This window comes from Sorangium sp. So ce185 (assembly GCF_051526825.1).
Classification (GTDB): Bacteria; Myxococcota_A; Polyangia; order Polyangiales; family Polyangiaceae; genus Sorangium; species Sorangium cellulosum_D.
In genome coordinates, this window is sequence record NZ_CP150316.1 from 9,683,238 (window position 1) to 9,701,096 (window position 17,859).

Below are 17,859 nucleotides of genomic sequence, written 5' to 3' on the forward strand. Positions count from 1 at the left end.
CGAGGCTTTCGGAGGGCCACGATGGCGCCATTTTTGGCCGGAGCCGGCGTCAGCCGCAACTAAACCGTGCTATTTCCGGCTCCCATGCAGGACTCGCCCGTGATCGCTACCAGCGACCTCAGCGCGCACGTCGACGGCAAGGTCGTTCTCCGCGGATGGCTCTACAACAAGCGCTCGAGCGGCAAGCTCCACTTCCTCGAGCTGCGCGACGGCTTCGGCACGGTCCAGTGCGTGATGGCCAAGAGCGACGTCGGCGACGAGGTCTTCGCGGCCGCCGACAAGGTCACCCAGGAGAGCGTGATCGAGGTCACCGGCCAGGTGAAGGCGCACCCGAAGCGCGCCGGGGTGTTCGAGGTCGTCGCGTCCGGCTTCCGCCTGCTCGGCCCCACCACGGGCGAGTACCCCATCTCCCCCAAGGAGCACGGGACCGATTTCCTCATGGATCACCGCCACCTCTGGCTGCGCTCGAGGCGGCAGCACGCGATCTTGCGCGTGCGTCACACCATCATCCAGGCCATCCGCGACTTCTTCGACGGGCGGGGGTTCACGCTCGTCGACGCGCCCATCTTCACGCCGAACGCGTGCGAGGGGACGAGCACGCTGTTCCAGACCGACTACCACGGCGACCCGGCGTACCTCACCCAGTCCGGGCAGCTCTACATGGAGGCGGCGGCGGCCGCGTTCGGGAAGGCGTACTGCTTCGGGCCCACGTTCCGCGCGGAGAAGTCGAAGACCCGCCGCCACCTGGCCGAGTTCTGGATGGTCGAGCCCGAGGTCGCGTTCATGGACCTCGAGGGCGACATGGACCTCGCGGAGGACTTCCTCTGCTTCATCGTCGAGCGCGTCCTCGAGCGGCGCCGGCCCGAGCTCGCCGTGCTCGAGCGCGACGTCGCGAAGCTGGAGGCCGTCAAGAAGCCGTTCCCGCGCATCCGTTATGACGAGGCCGTCGCCATCCTGAACGAGGCGCGCGCGGAGAAACGCAAGACAGCTGGAGAGGCTGGAGTTCCCGATTTTCCCTGGGGCGAGGATCTCGGCGGCGAGGACGAGACGATCATCTCCAGCCGGTACGATCGCCCGGTCATGATCCACCGCTATCCGGCCCAGGTGAAAGCCTTCTACATGAAGCGCGATCCGACGGACGACCGGCTCGCGCTCTGCGTCGATGTCCTGGCGCCGGAGGGCTACGGTGAGGTGATCGGGGGCGGGCAGCGCGAGGACGATCTCGCCACACTCGAGCGGGCAATCGGGGCGCACAAGCTGCCCCCCGAGGCGTTCAGCTGGTACCTGGATCTGCGCCGGTATGGCACCTTCCCGCATGCGGGCTTCGGGCTGGGTGTCGAGCGGAGCGTCGCCTGGATCTGCGGTCTGCCCCACGTGCGCGAGACCATCCCGTTCCCGCGGATGCTGAATCGGCTCTCGCCGTAGTGCCGCGCGTCAGAGATCCTGCCGGTTTTCTGGCTGCCGCGCTGTCTCACCTTCACCTCGCGCGCCGCGCGGGGCCGACCTCGCCCCGCCGCGCTCCGCCCGCAAACGTTGCGCGACCGCCGCTGCGCCGCTGCCCGCTGTGCAGCAACCGCGTGTGCCGGCCGCACGCCGCGAGGCCGGCGCGAGCTACCGGCGGGGCGGCCGAGCGCTGGAGCGCGCGCCACGGCGCGATGCGCCACGGCGCCGACGCGACGAGCCGACGCGCAGAAGCAGATGAGGCTCGCCGCTGCGCGCTGGAGGCGGGGAGGAGGAGCGGGTGGGAGCGCGCGGTGCGGCGAGGAGCGGCGAGGAGCATGAGTGAGAGGTAACGCGACCAGCGACCGCCGAGACGAGCGGCGGGCAGTGTGGTCAGGCCGTGCCCGCGACGAGCGTCGCCGCTGGGGATCCGTTTTTGCTCCGCTTGCAGGGCGACTCTGTCGTATCAAGAAAGTATAGGGCGCAACGCGCGACCCACGCTCACTCGGCCGACCGACGGAGCCACCCCTGCTTGCAGATGAGGGAGCGCTCTACCGGCGAGCCGGACCCTGCCCCCGCCCCCCGGCCCAACTCGCGAGGACAAAGCTATGGCTCGTCTCGTCGGCTTCATCGGTAACCGTCCGGATCTCGGCGCGCGTGCGATCGAGCTTGAAGACCGTGCCCTCACGGTTCGCCGAAAGGAGGGCGTGATCCCTGGCTGGGGCGTCGGCTTCTACCAGGGAGGAGAGATTCTCCTCAAGCGCCGGCCCATCGACGATCGACCCGAGATCAGCCTGGTCGACATGACCAAGGACGTGCGCGCCGACATCCTCGTGGCGCATGTCCGGGCTGCGACCGTCGGCAGCCTGCGCACCGAGAACACGCACCCGTTCCGCTACCGGCAGTGGCTGTTCGCCCACACGGGCACGGTCGAAGGGTTCGCCCGACTGCGGAGCCAGCTCAGCGACTCGCTGCCGCAGTTCCTCCAGCGCGACGTCCGCGGCGAGACGGACAGCGAGATCCTCTTCCACCTGTTCCTCTCGTTCCTCCACGACAGCGGCCAGCTCGATCGGCCCAACGTGGACGCGGCGAGCGCGCGGGCGGCGCTCCGGTCCTCCATCGCGCTCGTCGATCGGCTCTGCGCGGAGGAAGGAGCGGGGCCGAGCGCGATGAACATCGTGGTCACGAACCCGGAGTACCTGCTCGCGGCCCACGGCGGCACGCCGATGGCGTACCGCATTTACCAGGGCAGCGACGACATGGAGCGGCTCCTGAGCGACGGCGGCCTCGGCCGCATGCGCATGCCCGACTACGCCGCGAGCCGGCTCACGCTCGTCGCGTCGGACTTCGACGACGACCAGTGCCCCGCGGGGTGGACCCACGTCGGCGAGCGTGCGATCGTGACGTTCACGCGCGCCGATGCTCCAGCGATCGAGCCGATCTGAACGCCCCCACGGCCCGCAACGGGCCGCGGCGCACGCAGCGCCGGCCGGCGTCCCCGACACCTCGCGAGCGCCGCCGGCGCTCCCCTCGCTGATCCTCGCGGCGCTCATCGGCTCGTCCCTCCTCGGGTGCGGGCTGGGGGGCCCGGCCTCGTTCCCCGCCGCTTCCGAGCTCCCCGACGATCGTCGCCGTCCGGACGGCGTGGCGATCGATCTGGCGAGCGTCCCGCCGCGACCCGCGAACCAGGCGGACGTGAGGGACAGCGTCGTGACCCTCCGGACGCCGCTCGGCGTCGGCCTGGCGCTGGACGTCGTGGCCGAGCTCTTCAAGCGGATCATCGCCGAGGACAGCGAGGCCCTGGGCGAGCTGCTGACGCGCGACGCCCTCGCGATCCACACCGGCTCCGGCGGATCGGGGCAGCCGCCGAGCGCCGGGCTCTTTTGGGAGCAGCGGTTCCGGCGGCTCGAGTACGGAAAGCTCGCCGGAGAACCGGTCTACCGCGAATCGGAGCTCCAGATCTTCCGGGCGGAGGACGTGCTCGCGACGCCGCAACACCCCGCGATCCAGCCGGAGACGCTCGACGACCAGGACATCGTGATCCGCGTGCCGATCATGACCTCGCGGATCGCGGCGGACCGGCTGCTCGGCGACGAGATCGTGGTGTGGCTGCGGCGAGACGGACCGCGATTCAAGATCTATCGGCTGCTCGAGGACTTCCAGCTACAGTAGGCTTTGCGCTCGTGCCGCATCTCCGACAAGATCAGGGCTCGATGAGCCGCCTCAAGATCGCGTTCGTTGGCTCCGGGGGGGCGGCGCGAGGCCTGGCGCACCTCGGCGTGCTGAAGGCCTGCGAGGAGCTCGGGATCCATCCGGAGATCTACGTGGGCGCGGGGGCCGGCGCGCTCGTCAGCGCGACGTACGGGCAGGACATCCCGCTCGACGTGCTGCTCGACGCGTACCGCCTGCCGTGGAGGCGACGGCACCGCGGGCCTCGCCTCCACGTGTCGAGCTTCTTCGGGGCGCCCGCCCTGCGCGATCTGCTCGACCCGGGGTACCTCTGCTCGGGGGTGTTCTCGATCGATCGGCTCGAGCGCTACGTGCGCCGGACGCTGCCGATCAACGACTTCCGGCAGCTGCCGCACGCGGTCTACGTCACCGCGGTCGACGTGGACAGCGCCAAGCGCGTCGTGTTCGGCCCGGGCTACGACGAGGCCACGCCGATCAGCCAGGCGGTGGCCGCGAGCTGCTGCGTGCCCGGCCTGTTCCGGCCCTACCGCATCAACGGCCGCTATCACCTGAGCGGCGAGGTGATCCGGACGCTCTCCGCCGACGTGGCCGTGAACGCCGGCGCCAACATCGTGATCATCTCGAACATCTACCGCCCCGAGGAGCGCGACGAATCGCAGCGCTCGATCGCGAGGAGCGGCGCGCCCGGCGTCGTCCGGCAGTCGCTCAGCATCCTCCTGGCCGAGAAGGAGCGCCGCGGCGTCGAGCTGCTCTCCAAGCTCTACCCGAGCGTCACCTTCCTCGACGTGGCGCCCGCGATCGGCCGTTACAGCTACATGAACCGGTTCGCCGCGAAGCCGCTCGTCTTGCGCGGCTACCGCACGGCGCTCCGCGTGCTCGCCGCCGCGAAGGAGAAGGGCGTCTTCGACGCGCCCTCCTCCAAGAGCGCGCTGAACTAGCGCCGCGCGCTGCCGTCGCAGGGCGGCGCGGCCGGGCGCTACATCCCCGCGACGATGCGGTACTCGTCCTGGTGCTCCACCAGCTCGAGGCGGTTGTCGTCGACCTTGCGGCGCCACTCTTCGCCCTTGCGACCCGGGATGCGGTAGCTGGCGCTGAACGTGTAGTCGACGTAGATGACGTCATCCTCCCGGAGCACGCGCCGGTAGCGGATCTCGTAGCGGATGGCGCGCGCGTCCTGGAATTTGCCGTTCAGGTACTCGCGCAGGCCGGCGTAATCGAGGTCGTCCGAGGCGTCGATGTTGCCGCCGTCCTCGTAGTACTTGGGCGAGGCGAGCTGGAGCAGCGCGCCGACGTTCTTGCTCTCCACCGCGTTGCGGTACTTCTCGCAGAACGAGATGATCTTGCGGTTGTCGTCGTTGTCCTCGACGTCCGTGTTCGGGATGTAGTGGGTCGCGCAACCGGCGAGGACGGTCGAAGCCACGACGAGGAACGAAGCGACAGCTTTTGTTTGGCGGCAGAGCATACGCGGGCAGGACAACGCTCAGGGGAAGCAGCTGATTCCAGCCGGGGACCTTGCCAGATCGGGGTGCGGATCGGCAAGCGAAGCGATCAAGACCGCCGCGGGTGACACGGACGGGCGCCCCCGCTAGCCGTGCTCGTCGAGCCAGCGGAGGAGGGCGAGGTGGCCGACGGGACCGTCGTGGTCGACCGGGAGGTCGAGATCGACCTCGCGCAGGCGCCCGGCGTCGCCAGGATCCGCCTGGAGGAGGAGCGCGACGGCGCCGCAGGCGACCGCGCGGTGCTGCGCGACCGTCAGGCCGAGGAGCTCGCGCGCGACCGGCCCGGCGTCGTCGGCCGCGACGACGACCATGCGATCGGCGTCGGAGGACGCGACGAGCTCTGCCGCGGCGCGGAGCGCCTCCAGCGCGCCGCCCAGCCCGGCGCCGACCGCGAAGCTCGGCCCGGTGAGCTGGTACGCGATGGCGCACTCCCCCGCGATCGCGTTCGGCGACGTGGCGGGAAAGAGGCGCGGCTCGACGAAGCGGGCGCCGCGCGCGCGACGGCGGGCGTCGTAGACGTCGTTGGTGTCGATCGTCGCGAGCGCGTGGCCCGCGACGATGCCGGCGCCCCGCAAGGCGCCTTCGCCGACGACGTCGGCGAGGGCCGCCACGGCGGTCAGCCCGAGACGGCAGAGCGCGTCGAGGCGCGCGAGGCGGTCGCGCGGGATGCCCGTGGCCTCGGCGAGGCGCCCGAGATCGAAGCCCGTCACGCGCGCCGCTGCGCGGAGGTGCACCGGGCGAGCGCGCCGCGGCTTCCGCCCGCTCGCGCGGGACGTGAGCAGGAGCGCGGCGTTCGCGCCGCCGAAGGCCGCCGAGAGCTTGAGCGCTGCGTCGAGCGGCCGCGGCTCGGCGCGCTCGAGCAGGAGGGCCGGCGCGTCGGGGTCGAGCTCGCCCTCGGACGCCGCCGGCGGGGCGATGGACGCCGCGAGGGCGGCCGCGGCCGCGAGCGACTCGAGCGCGCCCGCGGCCCCGAGCGTGTGCCCGATCTGGGCCTTGAACGGGTGGACGACGGGCGGAGGGGGCGCGGCGCCCGAGCCCTCCACGGGGCGGGGCGCGGCGAACAGCGCGGCGATCGCGCGCGACTCCATCGCGTCGTTGTAGGGCGTCGCCGTGGCGTGGGCGCTGACGAGGCCGACGCGCGAGGCAGGCCACCCGGCGTCGGCGAGCGCGGCGGCGCCGGCGCGCATCAGCCCCGAGCCCGTCCGATCCGGGGCGGTGATGTGCACCGCGTCCGTGGAGGCGCCGAAGCCGGCGACCCGGACCATCACCGGGGCGCCGCGGCGGCGATCCTCGCGCACGAGGGCGACGACGGCCGCGCCCTCGCCGAGCGCCATGCCGTCGCGGCCGAGGCGGAACGGGCGCGAGCTCGACGCCGTGGTCGCGCGGAGCGCCTCGAAGCCGGCGGCGACGAAGGTGCTGAGGGCGTCGTAGCCGCCGGCGAGCACGAGGTCGCAGGCGTCGCGATCGAGCCAGCGGAGGCCGAGGCCGATGGCCAGGGTGCTCGCGGCGCACGCCGCGAGCAGGTGCGTGCGCAGCGGGGTCCGCTCCAGCCCGAACGCGGCGAGCGCGTCGTTGAACGGCGCGAAGTAGGTCGCGCCGGAGGCCAGCGCGGCGAGCGAGCCGGCGTCGGCGCCCTCGGCCCGGGCCGCGAAGAACCGCTCCGCGGTGAGCATGCCGCCGCTGGACGTGCCGAGCGCGATGCCGATGCGCTCGCCGCGCCAGCCCGGGCGCACGCGCTCCAGCGCCGTGAGCGTCTGCGAGAGCGCCGCCTTCAGGAGATCCGTGGCGCGATCGGCCCCCGGAGCGACGCCGAGCGCCGCGGGCGCGCGGGCGGCGAAGGGCCGCAGGAGACCGGCGCGCGCGAGCTCTTCGTCGCGCGCGATCGCGACCGGCGCGCGCTCGCCGGCGCCGGGGACGCGGTAGGCGAGAGGGCCGAGGCCGAGCGCAGAGACGGCGCCCGAGGCGATGACGCAGGCGTCGCTCATGAGCCGTCCTCCGGCCCGATCGCGTCGGGATCGACGAAGGCGCGCGGGTCCGGCGCGCGATCCCGCTCCTCGGCCTCGCAGGTCACGGTGACGAGCAGCCCGGTCGAGGCCTGCGCGTAGCGGACATGACCGCAGCCCATGCCCTCGGCGATCACGACCTCCTCGTCGAGCTTTCGCCGGCGCGCGCCCTCCGCCGCCCACGTCGTGCGGCGCGCGCCGATCAGGCCGCGGTCGTCGATCCGCAGGTCGATCACGGCGTCGCCGTCTCGCAGGACGAACGAGGCCGTGCTCGCGGCGCGCTCGTACCAGAGCAGCGTCCCCGCCGCCGGGTGGAGCATCCACCAGCGCAGGAAATCTACCGGCAGGCCGCGGAGCGACGCTCGCGGCGTCGAGGCGTCGCCGCGCTTCAGCAGATCGAGCGCGGGCACGGCGAAGCGGAAGCGGTCGCCGCGCGCCCACAGATCGAGCGCGGTGGTGCCGCCTGGACCGAGGAGGATCATCCGGAGCGCGCCCTCCGGCGCGACGACCGCGCCGCCCGCCACGGGCGCGCGCCCGTCGATCGCCGGTGGGGCGATCGCGATCGCCCCGCGCGCCTCGAGCACCTGGCCGGTGCGCGGCTCCCGCAGCGCCAGGCGGACGCGGAGCGTGCGCGGGCCGGCCCCCTCGACCTCGCGGCGGAGCGCTGAGAGGCGCTCCCGCCCCTCGCGCCACGCCGACGGATCGGGCCGCGCGGCGGGCGTGCCCGGCGACGGCCGAGGCAGCATCCGCGCGAACTCGGCGTCGAGCGGGCTGCCGCGCCGCGCGACGTTGGCGGCGCAGGCGGGGGCGCACGCGAGCGAGAGCAGGAGGCACGCGGCGCTCACGAGGCGGCGCTCACGATGGCCGGGCGCAGGCAGCGATGTCGTCACGCGTCGCCGGGAGCGACCAGCAGGATGGCGTATCCGCGGTCGGGTGCGCCGCCCAAGACGAGCACGCTCGCGAGGGCGCCGCTCGCGAGCGCCGCCACCGCCGCGGCGGCGGCGAACCCGCCAGCGCCCTCGTGATCGCCCGCGCGCGGCGCCAGCGTGGAGCACGGCACCTCGGCCCACGGCGAGCCGCGCAGGCAGACGGTGAGGCGCTCCTCGCTCCGCCCGACGAACACGGCGGCGGGCGACGGTGCGCTGGGCTGCGCGCGCTGCGCGCCCTCCCCGGGAGCGCCGAGGGGCGCCGGCGCCGGCGCTCCCGCGAGCATCCCCGCGCCGTCGCCGCGCCAGGAGCTCCACCACGCCACCGTCGCCACCGGGCGCGCGCCCCGCTCGCGCACCCGCGCGGCGCTCTCGAAGAGCAGCACGGCGGCGCCCTCGCTGCGCACGCCGCAGCTGACGACCTGCGAGCAGATCGGACCGAGACACCGCTCGATCATGGGGCTCGCCTCCTCGACGCTACCGGCGGCGAGCGCCTCCCCTTCCCCGGCGGTGATGAGCTCGATGGCCGTCACCATGGCCGACTCCGCGGTCGCGCCGAGGTCGGCCATGGCGAACACCGGCCCGCGGAGGCCCAGATAGATGGAGGCGTGCCCGACCGGCGACGAGGGGACCAGGTTCGGGAAATCGGCGGGGCTCGCGTACTTCGCCCCCTTGTCGTAGATGCGCCGCATGTAGGCGGTCGAGGCGTCGACGCTGCCGAACGAGGCGCCGACGATGGCGCCGGGCAGGGTGCGGCTCGGCGCGACGTCGGCCGGGTCGCCCGCGCCCGCATCGCCCGGAGCCGCGCCGCCGAGGCCGGCGTCCGAGAGCGCGGTGAGGATCGCGGACGTCGTCAGGCGGCCGGCGCGATCGAGCCGCCTCGCGCGCGCGAGATCGAGGTGCGCGCCCGTGTTGAAGGCGATGGAGCCCTCGGCTGGCGGAGGGCCGGGCTCGAGGTAGGCGGCGCCTCCGCGGGTCGCGAGGACGCCGAGCGGGCCGATCGTCGCGGCCGCCGTCACGACCACCGAGCGCCGCACGGGCGCGCCGCCGGCGCCGAGCGGCGGCGGGAACCGATCGGGCTGCGCGAACACGAGCACGCTGTCCGTGCCGCCGAAGCCGAAGGAGTTCGACATCGCCGCCCGGACCGGCGCCTCGCGCGCCTCCTTGAGGTGCAAGAGCTGGCACTCCGGATCGACCTCCTCGAGGCCGCCGGTCGGCGGCATCACGCCGCGCGCGACGGCGAGCGCGGTGATCGCCGCCTCGACCGCGCCCGCAGCGCCGAGGGTGTGCCCGATCTGCCCCTTGGACGACGAGACGGCGATGCGGCTCACCTCGGCGCCGAGGCAGGCGCGCAGGGCGGCGCTCTCCATGACGTCGTTCAGCGGCGTCGCGGTGCCGTGCGCGTTGACGTAGTCGAGATCCGACGGCGTGAGCGCCGCGCACCGGAGCGCGTCGCGCATGACGCGCGCCGCGGTGCGCCCCTCGCGCTCGGGGTTCGTGATGTGATGCGCCTCGGCGCCGGTCGCCCACCCGCGGAGCTCGACGATCGGCTCCGCTCCCCGCGCGCGCGCGGCGTCCTCCGACTCGAGCAGCAGGAACGCCGCAGCCTCGCCCAGGTTCAGCCCGGCGCGCCGCCGATCGAACGGGCGGCACGGCTCCGGATCGACGGCCGCGAGGGCGCCGAAGCCGGTGTACGTCAGCCGGCACAGGCCGTCGGCGCCCCCCGCGAGCACGCGGGTGGACAGGCCGGCGCGGAGCCAGGCCGCGCCCAGCAAGAGGGCGTTCGCGCCGCTCGAGCAGGCGCTGCAGACGCTCCTCACCCGGCGGAACGGGCCGACGGCGGCGCGGACGTGGTCGGCCGTCGACGAGAGCGGGTGCGAGAGCATCCGCTTCAAGGGAGCGATCGCGCTGGGGTCGTGCGAGAGCCAGGCGAGCAGCTCCTCGGTCTCGAACATCCCGGCGGTCGTGCCGCCGACCACCAGATCGACCGGCATCGCCGCGGGGTCGACGCCCGCGTGCGCGAGCGCCTCGCGGGCCGAGAGCACCGCCATCGCGTCGGTCCGGGACCACCCTTCCGCCTCGCCCGGCGGGGCGACGTCCTCCGGGGAGAGGTCGCGGACCTCCGCGGCGATGCGCGCGCGCGTCCCGGGGATCTCGAACAGGGAGAGCGGCGCGAAGGCCCGCTCGCCTGCGATGAGCCGGTCCATCGTCGCCCTCGCCCCGCGCGCCAGGGGCGAGACGACCCCGATGCCCGTCACCCAGATTCGCACGCTCGAACGGCTCTCTGCGGCGCGATCACGCGGCCGCGGTCGACTTGATGATGTGGGCCACGAGCGCGTCCACCGATGCGAAGATCGGCCTCGCCTCGTCTCCCTCCGGGATGCGGACGCCGAAGCGCTCCTCCACGCTCATGGCGAGCTGGAGCGCGTCCAGCGAATCGAGGCCCAGCCCTTCGCCGAACAGCGGCGCGGCGTCGTCGATGTCCGCCGGCGTCTTCCCCTCGAGGTTCAGCTCCTCGACCATGAGTTCTTTTAACTTCTGCCGCACGTCCTGCGCGTTCATGAGCACGTCCCTGCGGGGTAGCACAATTCCGCGCCTTTCTACCAGGGGGCAGCGCTTTTTCTGACGGTTTGGTAAAGAGCGCCCATGGCTCTCGTCGACTACGCCACCTCTGCAGGCGTCGCGCTGCTTACCCTCAATGATCCGCCCGTCAACGGGTACACCCACGAGATGATGAAGGACCTCGACGCGGCCATCCTCGAGGCCCGCTTCGACAACGATGTGCATGTCATCGTCATCACCGGGCACGGCGAAAAGTTCTTCTGCGCCGGAGCGAACATCGACATGCTCCGCGAATCGGATCCGACGTTCAAATACTACTTCTGTCTCCACGCGAACGAGACGCTGAGCCGGCTCGAGCACACGCCAAAGCTCTGCATCGCGGCGTTGAACGGCCACACTGTAGGCGGCGGCCTCGAGATCGCGATGGCCTGTGACCTCCGCATCGCCCGCAAGAACGCCGGCAAGATCGGCCTCCCGGAGGTCGCGCTCGGCGTCCTTCCCGGCACGGGCGGCACCCAGCGTCTCGCCAGGCTCATCGGTAAATCTCGGGCGATCCAGCTGATGTGCGAGGGCCAGACGTTCGATTTCGAGACGGCCCTAGCGGTCGGCCTGGTCAACGACGTCTGGGAGACCGCCTCCCACGACGAGTTCATGGACCGGATCCTCGCGTACGGGCACACGTTCACGCTGCCGGGTCGCGCAGCCTTGGCGGTCGGGCGCATCAAGCGCGCGGTGCAGACAGGCTTCGAGGTGGGGCTCGAACAGGGGCTCGCCCTCGAGCGAGAGCTCCAGGCCGAGCTGTTCGCGTCGGAGGACGCGCGCGAGGGGCTCGCCGCCTACACGGAGAAACGGAAACCGGTGTTCCAGGGCAAGTGAACGCGCAGCACGCGCGGCGCTGCGCACGTAATATTTGTTACAATAGATAGCTTCCTTGGGGTGGTCTGACGATTTTCAAATCAGCACGGGCTGCTGCACGTAAGTTCAGGCATGCAACAGCCTCTTGAGCACGTGCCGCTTCTGGAGCGGCCCAGCTTCGAGACCGTGTACACGATTGGCCTGTCGTTCCTCCGGCAAGCGCTCCGATGGCTCGGCGTGGCAGAGCGCGACATCGACGACGTCCTGCAAGACGTCATGATCGCTGCGTACCACGCGCTGGAGAGCTTCGATCCGAGGCGCGGCACAGACGAGGCGCGCGCTGGCCATTGCCCTTCCGGCCGCGAGCCGGGCGCGGGCCGCAGGGCTCCGCAGGCCGCGGGCCCGCTCGGCGAGCCCCTCAGGCGCTGGCTGTTCGGCATCGCCTGGCGGCAGGTCGGCCACTACCGCGGGCGCGCCCATCGCCGCCGAGAGATCGCGGTCGGCGCGGGGGCGAGCTGGCCGTTCGATCTCGCCGACCCGGGCTTGAGCTCGGAACAGCTGCTTGCGCGCGAGCAGAGCGGCCAGCTCGTCGGCCGGCTGCTCGGAGCGATCGACCTCGAACGGCGGGTCGTCCTGATCATGCACGACCTGCTCGAGATGACGAGCGCCGACATCGCGCGCGATCTGGAGGTGAACGAGAACACGGTGCGCAACCGCCTCCGCCTCGCCCGCGAGGACTTCCGCGTGGCGGTGAAGCGCATGAACGCCGAGGACCGGCGCGCGCTGCGCGATCCCTTGAGCCTCCCGGTCGCGGAGCGGTCCCGCGCGGTGGACGAAGAGTCGCTCCTCGACGCGGCCAGGGTCGTCCCCGAGGTGCCGGACGCCATCCGGCGCAGGCTCTGGATCGCGGTGGCGCACGCGACCGCCCACGCGCGCGCGGCCGGCCCGAGCGCGCAGGCCTCCGCGCCGCCGCCCGCGTGAACGGCGCGCCGCCGCGCGCGGCGCGCCGGGCGGCCGCGATCAGCGCTCCAGCATCCTGCCGTAGTGCTCGGCGAGCGCCGTCCCGCCGAGGCGCGAGAAGAAGGATGAATAGCAGATCCAGATCGCCAGCCCGCTCATGTCGTCGAACATCGGCGGGAGATACGGGGGCGGGCGGATGATCCCGTCGGTCACGTGCGCGTGGAGGACGGGCACGTCCTCGTGCGCGACCTTCCCCACGAACAGGAAGGGAATGAGCATCGCCCGATCGTGCTGAATGGCGGCGCGCATGAAGGCATAGTTGAGGACGATCCCCTTGCAGTAGCAGGCGTCCTTCGTGAACGGCGCCCCTCCCGCGAGCACGCCGCCGCGAAAGACGCGCCGGGCGTTCTGGAAGCACTCCTCTTCCTCGTACCCTTCGGTGCGGTACCACTCGAACACGTCGAGGAAGGACGCCCCGTCCTCCGCCTTGTCCACCGCGAGGATGCGGTCGTTCAGCTTCTTCGCGCGACGCGGCGTGCTCCTGAAGGTGAGGATCTCGACCAGGACCGCGAGCCCTTCCTGTACCGCCGTGGTGCGCGGAGGCCCCTTCGCCAGCCAGCGCGCCACGGGCTGGGCCTGCCCGTTCAGGCTGGTCGCGACGTGCACCCACCCCTCGTGCGCCTCGAGGATGTCGACGTCGCTCCTGGAGAACATCGCGCCGCTCCGGATCTTCACGTAGTCGCTGCCGGCGGCGGCATCCGCGAGGAGCGAATCGTCCACCTGCACGCGGATCGAGGCGCCGCCGAAGAAGCGGTCGAAGCGGGCGTTCAGCTCGAGCGCCGCCATCTCCGCCGTGATCTCGCGCTGCTGCGACGGGCCGAGCCGCTCGCCGCCGATCGCCGTCAGGAGGTCGTAGAGCACGAACCCCATGTCCCGCACGCTCGTCTTTCCGTCGGGCAGCTTATCCTTCGGAGAGCCGTAGAGCTCGCGGGACAGGTCGTAGAACGCCTTGGTCCCCCGCCCCATGAGCATGCTCACGACCTTCCTGTACTCATCCGCGGTCGCGCGGAGGATCTGGCCGAGCCGATCGCGCTTGCCGAGGTCCCGCTCGGCGTCCCGGAGGATCTCCTCGAGCTCGCGCTGCTTCGCCGCCGGATCGAACCCGAGGTCGTCCGCGTAGGTCACCCTGGGCAGCTCGCGCTGCTTCGCGCGGAGAAACTGCTCCTCGACGTCCGCTTCCCACCGGAGCGCCTGGAGGATGCGGATCGGGCGCTGCGCCTCGAGCACGCGCTGGGCGAGGTTCGCGAGGATCTCCTTGTAGGAACGCCACGGCCCGGCGACCGGCGACAGCGGCGCGTGCGGGATCGGCCCGTCGTGCAGGCTCAGCGACTCCAGCGGCGCCGACGGCGCCTCCCCGTTCGACCCGCCGCCCTCATCAGGGGCGCCCTGCCCACCCGCCCCGGGGGCCTCCGCGCCGTCCTCCGCCGCGCCGGCGCCGCCGTTGTACGGCTCGTCCGCTGGCTCGCTCACCTTGACCTCGCGCTGCGCCTCCCCGTCCGCCGCGCGCGGCCCCCTCCTCTCCCGGGCCTCAGAGCTCTGCGCCATTGCGATCGATTGCTAACACCTGCTCACCTGTCGGAGCAAACCTCCACGGAGCAGGATCCGCCGCGGTGAGCGCCGGCGCCGCCGGGTCCTTGTCGGCATCGCGGCCTCGGGGTACGAGCCCTGGCCCTATGAGCGATCCCGAGCACAGGAACGACGCCGAGACGACCGCCGACGAGGGGTCGAGCTCCCTCTCGGATGCCGCGCTCCTCGAGCGCACAGCGGAAGGCGCCAAGCGGCTCCGCTCGGCGATCGCGGCGGCGGTGGTCGGGCAGGACGACGTTGTCGAGGCCATGCTGATCACGCTCGCCGCGCGCGGGCACGCGCTGCTCGTCGGCGTCCCGGGGCTGGCCAAGACGCTGCTCGTGTCGTCGCTCGCCAAGGCGCTCGACCTCAGCTTCGGGCGCGTCCAGTTCACGCCGGACCTGCTGCCCGCCGACATCACGGGGACCGACGTGCTGCACGAGCAGCACGGCTCCCGGAGCCTGCGCTTCCAGCCCGGGCCCATCTTCCACAACCTCGTCCTCGCGGACGAGGTGAACCGGACGCCGCCGAAGACGCAGGCGGCGCTGCTGGAGGCGATGCAGGAGCGCAAGGTGACCGTCGGGACCACCACGCACGCCCTCCCCGACCCCTTCCAGGTGTTCGCGACGCGAAACCCGATCGAGCAGGAGGGGACGTACCCGCTGCCCGAGGCGCAGCTCGACCGCTTCCTGCTCGAGATCCACGTCACCTACCCGAGCGAGGCCGAGGAGCGCGAGGTGGCGCGGAGGACGACGTCGGGGAAGCCGCCCGCGATCGAGGCGGTGCTCAGGGCGGCCGAGGTGCGGGCGATCGGCCGGCTCATCCCGCGGATCCCGGTGACCGACGAGGCCGTGGACCTCGCGGTGCGCCTCGCGAGGGCGACGCGGCCGGGGACCGACCGCGCCGCGCAGGAGGTCCGGGACTACGTGCGCTACGGCGCAGGGCCGCGCGGGAGCCAGGCGCTCGTGATCGCGGCCAAGGCGCGCGCGGCGCTCCGCGGCGAAGCAGCGGCCGACGTGGACGACGTGAGGGCCCTGCTGATCCCGGCGCTGCGGCACCGGATCGTGCTGTCGTACCGCGCCGAAGCGGACGGCGTGCGCGACGTCGACGTGCTGAGCGCCGTGGAGCGGTCGGTGCGCTGAGCGGCGCCGAGGCGCGGGCGGCGCTCAGCGGGAGCGAGGCGCCTGCTGCTGCGCTTCCTTCACCGGGTCGACCGCCTTCATGGCCTTCAGATCCAGCGCGAAGCGCAGCGTACCCGGCCCACGCCCGTCCCAGCTCACGGCGACGACGCCGCTCTTCTTCAGGCCCGTCCAGCCGACGTCGCCGAGCAGCGATGTCACAAGCGCCGACAGCGAGGGCTCGTGCCCCACGAGCGCCAGCGGCTGAGCCCCCTGATACTGCGAGAGCAGGCGGAGTATTTCGGCGGTGTCTCGCGAGGGAGAGAGCTCGGCGATGACGGAGACGTCGTCGGTCAGCTCGGCAGCCTCGGCGATGATCTCCGCGGTCTGCACCGAGCGAACGAGGGGGCTCGTCCAGATCGCCGCAGGGCGTCGGCCCTTCTGCTTCGCGAGCCACTTCGCGACGCGCCGGGTCACCTTGCGACCCTTGCCCGTGAGCCAGCGACCGGCGTCGCCGAGGTCAGGCGCGTCATCCACGGCCTGCCCATGGCGGATGATGAGGATCTCCATGGCGTGACCTTAGCCCGGGCGACCGCCAGCAGGGGAGCGCCGTGCGCGCGGCGCCGGCGAAGGCGCCGGCCCGCGGGCCCTCAGAACTCGCACTGGCTGGTCGCGTCGTTGCAGTGCGAGCCCGGCGCCACGAAGGGACAAATGCTCCCGAAGAAGCTGTTGCAGGGCAAACCGCACGTGTACGCCGTGTGCGTGTAGCAGATCTGCCCCGCGTCGCAATCCGCGTCCGAGGCGCATCGGCAGCTGAAATCGTCGGGGATCCCGTTGCCGTTGTCATCGCGGCCGTCGCAGCACTCCGTCACGTAAAAGTCGCTTGCGCTGCAGTCCTCGTCGGCGCAGTCGAGCGCGCCGTCGCAGTCGTTGTCGATCCCGTCGGTGCACGCGGCGGTCCCGAACTCGGGGCCGGGCGCGGCGCCGCCCGCACAGCCGCGGCAGGGCCCGAAGGCGCCGCAGTCCGGATCGGCGCAGTCGACGTAGTGGTCGCCGTCGTTGTCGAGATCGTCGTCGCAGATCTCGCTCGGGTTCGGGACGATCTCGACGTTGAGCGCGAAGGGGCCCTCGTTCGCGCCGCCGAAGGGATCGACCGTGAAGCCGTCGAGGAAGACGAAGTACGTGCCCGGGTAGAGGATGACGAAGTCGAGCCGGGAGGCCCACGACCCGCCGCCGCTGTCGTCATCGCAGCCGATCTCCCGGCCGGTGTTGCAGATGCCGGTGCGGACGTAGAGCGTCGTGTCGAAGCTCGACCCGCGCGTGTCGAGGTGCACGCGCGACGGCGCGGTGAGCACGAAGTAGAAGACCGCCTCGCCGGCGTCGCCGCCGCACGCGCCCCGGGTCTCGCTCACGTGGCCGGTGGTGTCCCCCGTGTAGGTGCCGGTCCCGGGGATGCGCTTCGGCGAGAGGCAGTTCGCCTGCTCGAGCACGCACACCGGGCTGTTCGCGCAGTCCGGATCCTGGCAGTCGATCAGGGCGTCGCGGTCGTCGTCGAGATCGTTGTTGCACTGCTCCGGCGTCGGCTCGCAGCTCGGCGCGAACACGCAGGCGGTGTCGGCGCAGTCGATGTGCTCATCGCAGTCGTTGTCGACGCCGTCGTCGCAGACCTCCGGCACGCAGACCTCGCAGGCCGGCGCGGTGATGCACTGCGGATCCGCGCAGTCGACGCGCCCGTCGCAGTCGTTGTCCTGGCCGTCGTCGCATCGCTCCAGCGAGCCGGGCGGCTGGCACACGCAAGGAAAGCTGCTGCGGCAGTCCGGGTCGGCGCAGTCGACAAGGAGGTCGCAGTCGTCGTCCGTACGGTTGTCGCAGCGCTCACCGATCGCGCTGCAGGCGCACCGCGGGTCGGAGCCGCAGTCGCCGTCGTCGCAGTCGAAGGTGCCGTCGCAGTCGTCGTCGACCCCGTTGCCGCACGCCCCGGTCTCGGAGGCGGAGCAGGCGCAGGCGCGGGTCCCCGAGCAGTCCGCGTCGAAGCAGTCGACGAGCGTGTCGCAGTCGTCGTCGACGCCGTTGTCGCAGCGCTCACCGCCGGGGCGCGGGGTGCAGCCGCAGTCCTGTCCTGCGGCGCACGCGGGATCGAAGCAGTCGCTCACGCCGTTGCAGTCGTTGTCCGCCGCGTCCGTGCAGATCTCCGGAGCGCCCGGGAAGACGGACGGGTTGAAGTCGTTGCAGTCGCTCCCGCCGCAGATCGTCGGGCCCACGCCGTCCTCGTCGTCGTCGCGGGGCGCGTGGTCGCAGCGCTCGTCCACGCAGCTGTCGCGGGTGCAGGCGTCGCCGTCGTCGCAGTCCGCGTCGCCGCCGCACGCCGCGAAGCCTCCGAAGCCGCCGCCGTTCGACGACGTCGACGCGCTCGCGCTGGTCGGACCGCCCCCGCCGCCTCCGAGCCCGCCGACGTCGGCCCCCGGGAGCTCGAGGAGGCTCGTCCGGCCGCACGCCCCCGCCATCCCCCCGAGAGCCGACCACGCCGCGATCGCGAAGAGGAATCGTCGAATCCCAGGGGACCGCCGACGCGCCTCCCCGACCCATGCTGAAGAGCCCGGCTTCATCTCTCACCCTCTCGCACCGGCCGCAGGGTGCCCACGCGTCGCTTCAATGTACACGCCCGAGTTTCCATGAAGGC

General features: G+C 72.5%; 15 protein-coding genes. 7 read left to right on the forward strand and 8 right to left on the reverse strand.

The annotated features are described in order from the left end of the window. Positions 1-84: 84 nt before the first annotated feature. The 4 genes from asnS (at position 85) to WMF26_RS35515 (ending at position 4,568) form a co-directional block, all read left to right on the forward strand. Complete coding sequence (gene asnS / locus WMF26_RS35500; RefSeq protein ID WP_437996337.1) at positions 85-1,425, forward strand: asparagine--tRNA ligase; 1,341 nt, start codon at positions 85-87, stop codon at positions 1,423-1,425. Positions 1,426-2,147: 722 nt separating this feature from the next. Further along, the gene (locus WMF26_RS35505) at positions 2,148-2,885 is read left to right on the forward strand and encodes a class II glutamine amidotransferase (protein ID WP_236644106.1); all 738 of its coding nucleotides are present in this window, start codon (positions 2,148-2,150) and stop codon (positions 2,883-2,885) included. Continuing rightward, the gene (locus WMF26_RS35510; protein ID WP_437996338.1) at positions 2,860-3,612 is read left to right on the forward strand and encodes a hypothetical protein; all 753 of its coding nucleotides are present in this window, start codon (positions 2,860-2,862) and stop codon (positions 3,610-3,612) included. Before WMF26_RS35505 ends, WMF26_RS35510 begins: the two co-directional genes overlap by 26 nt. Positions 3,613-3,653: 41 nt before the next feature. Continuing rightward, on the forward strand, positions 3,654-4,568 hold the full coding sequence (locus WMF26_RS35515; protein WP_061627614.1) for a patatin-like phospholipase family protein: 915 nt from the start codon (positions 3,654-3,656) through the stop codon (positions 4,566-4,568). 38 nt (positions 4,569-4,606) lie between these two features. Here the strand turns inward: WMF26_RS35515 and WMF26_RS35520 are convergent, their stop codons facing one another. The 5 genes from WMF26_RS35520 to WMF26_RS35540 all read right to left on the reverse strand — a co-directional run bounded on the left by WMF26_RS35520 (position 4,607) and on the right by WMF26_RS35540 (position 10,620). Then, positions 4,607-5,050 carry a hypothetical protein gene (locus WMF26_RS35520; RefSeq protein ID WP_437314247.1) on the reverse strand — a complete coding sequence of 148 codons (444 nt, stop codon included), beginning with the start codon at positions 5,048-5,050 and terminating at the stop codon, positions 4,607-4,609. A 165-nt stretch (positions 5,051-5,215) separates the two neighbouring features. Continuing rightward, a complete protein-coding gene (locus WMF26_RS35525) occupies positions 5,216-7,114 on the reverse strand; it encodes a beta-ketoacyl synthase N-terminal-like domain-containing protein (RefSeq protein ID WP_437996339.1) in 1,899 nt (632 codons plus the stop codon). Then, entirely contained in the window at positions 7,111-8,022 is a 912-nt protein-coding gene (locus tag WMF26_RS35530) for a hypothetical protein (RefSeq protein WP_437996340.1), read from the reverse strand. The genes WMF26_RS35525 and WMF26_RS35530 overlap by 4 nt, the downstream gene beginning before the upstream one ends. Then, complete coding sequence (locus WMF26_RS35535) at positions 8,019-10,328, reverse strand: beta-ketoacyl synthase N-terminal-like domain-containing protein (RefSeq protein ID WP_437996341.1); 2,310 nt, start codon at positions 10,326-10,328, stop codon at positions 8,019-8,021. Before WMF26_RS35535 ends, WMF26_RS35530 begins: the two co-directional genes overlap by 4 nt. 25 nt (positions 10,329-10,353) lie before the next feature. After that, a complete protein-coding gene (locus WMF26_RS35540; protein ID WP_044989135.1) occupies positions 10,354-10,620 on the reverse strand; it encodes a phosphopantetheine-binding protein in 267 nt (88 codons plus the stop codon). A gap of 84 nt (positions 10,621-10,704) precedes the next feature. Between WMF26_RS35540 and WMF26_RS35545 the strand changes: the two genes are divergently transcribed. Together WMF26_RS35545 and WMF26_RS35550 are read left to right on the forward strand one after the other, a co-directional pair. Beyond that, positions 10,705-11,496, forward strand: coding sequence for an enoyl-CoA hydratase/isomerase family protein (locus tag WMF26_RS35545; RefSeq protein WP_061621831.1), 792 nt, complete (start codon positions 10,705-10,707; stop codon positions 11,494-11,496). 111 nt (positions 11,497-11,607) lie between these two features. After that, positions 11,608-12,456 carry an RNA polymerase sigma factor gene (locus tag WMF26_RS35550; protein WP_437996342.1) on the forward strand — a complete coding sequence of 283 codons (849 nt, stop codon included), beginning with the start codon at positions 11,608-11,610 and terminating at the stop codon, positions 12,454-12,456. A 39-nt stretch (positions 12,457-12,495) separates the two neighbouring features. Here the strand turns inward: WMF26_RS35550 and WMF26_RS35555 are convergent, their stop codons facing one another. After that, positions 12,496-14,040, reverse strand: coding sequence for a flavohemoglobin expression-modulating QEGLA motif protein (locus tag WMF26_RS35555; protein WP_437996343.1), 1,545 nt, complete (start codon positions 14,038-14,040; stop codon positions 12,496-12,498). 128 nt (positions 14,041-14,168) lie between these two features. Here WMF26_RS35555 and WMF26_RS35560 point away from each other — a divergent pair, with 128 nt between their 5' ends. Continuing rightward, complete coding sequence (locus WMF26_RS35560; protein ID WP_061626895.1) at positions 14,169-15,203, forward strand: AAA family ATPase; 1,035 nt, start codon at positions 14,169-14,171, stop codon at positions 15,201-15,203. Between the two features lie 24 nt (positions 15,204-15,227). Here WMF26_RS35560 and sixA read toward each other — a convergent pair whose 3' ends face one another. Then, entirely contained in the window at positions 15,228-15,749 is a 522-nt protein-coding gene (sixA, locus tag WMF26_RS35565) for a phosphohistidine phosphatase SixA (RefSeq protein WP_437332709.1), read from the reverse strand. An 80-nt stretch (positions 15,750-15,829) separates the two neighbouring features. Then, the gene (locus WMF26_RS35570) at positions 15,830-17,683 is read right to left on the reverse strand and encodes a MopE-related protein (RefSeq protein WP_437996344.1); all 1,854 of its coding nucleotides are present in this window, start codon (positions 17,681-17,683) and stop codon (positions 15,830-15,832) included. Positions 17,684-17,859 lie beyond the last annotated feature (176 nt).

Coding starts and splice junctions, on each gene's coding strand:
- asnS (WP_437996337.1), top strand. CDS start 85: ATGCAGGACTCGCCCGTGATCGCTACCAGCGACCTCAGCGCGCACGTC.
- WMF26_RS35510 (WP_437996338.1), top strand. CDS start 2,860: ATGCTCCAGCGATCGAGCCGATCTGAACGCCCCCACGGCCCGCAACGG.
- WMF26_RS35515 (WP_061627614.1), top strand. CDS start 3,654: ATGAGCCGCCTCAAGATCGCGTTCGTTGGCTCCGGGGGGGCGGCGCGA.
- WMF26_RS35525 (WP_437996339.1), bottom strand. CDS start 7,114: ATGAGCGACGCCTGCGTCATCGCCTCGGGCGCCGTCTCTGCGCTCGGC.
- WMF26_RS35540 (WP_044989135.1), bottom strand. CDS start 10,620: ATGAACGCGCAGGACGTGCGGCAGAAGTTAAAAGAACTCATGGTCGAG.
- WMF26_RS35545 (WP_061621831.1), top strand. CDS start 10,705: ATGGCTCTCGTCGACTACGCCACCTCTGCAGGCGTCGCGCTGCTTACC.
- WMF26_RS35550 (WP_437996342.1), top strand. CDS start 11,608: ATGCAACAGCCTCTTGAGCACGTGCCGCTTCTGGAGCGGCCCAGCTTC.
- WMF26_RS35555 (WP_437996343.1), bottom strand. CDS start 14,040: ATGGCGCAGAGCTCTGAGGCCCGGGAGAGGAGGGGGCCGCGCGCGGCG.
- WMF26_RS35560 (WP_061626895.1), top strand. CDS start 14,169: ATGAGCGATCCCGAGCACAGGAACGACGCCGAGACGACCGCCGACGAG.
- sixA (WP_437332709.1), bottom strand. CDS start 15,749: ATGGAGATCCTCATCATCCGCCATGGGCAGGCCGTGGATGACGCGCCT.
- WMF26_RS35570 (WP_437996344.1), bottom strand. CDS start 17,683: ATGGCGGGGGCGTGCGGCCGGACGAGCCTCCTCGAGCTCCCGGGGGCC.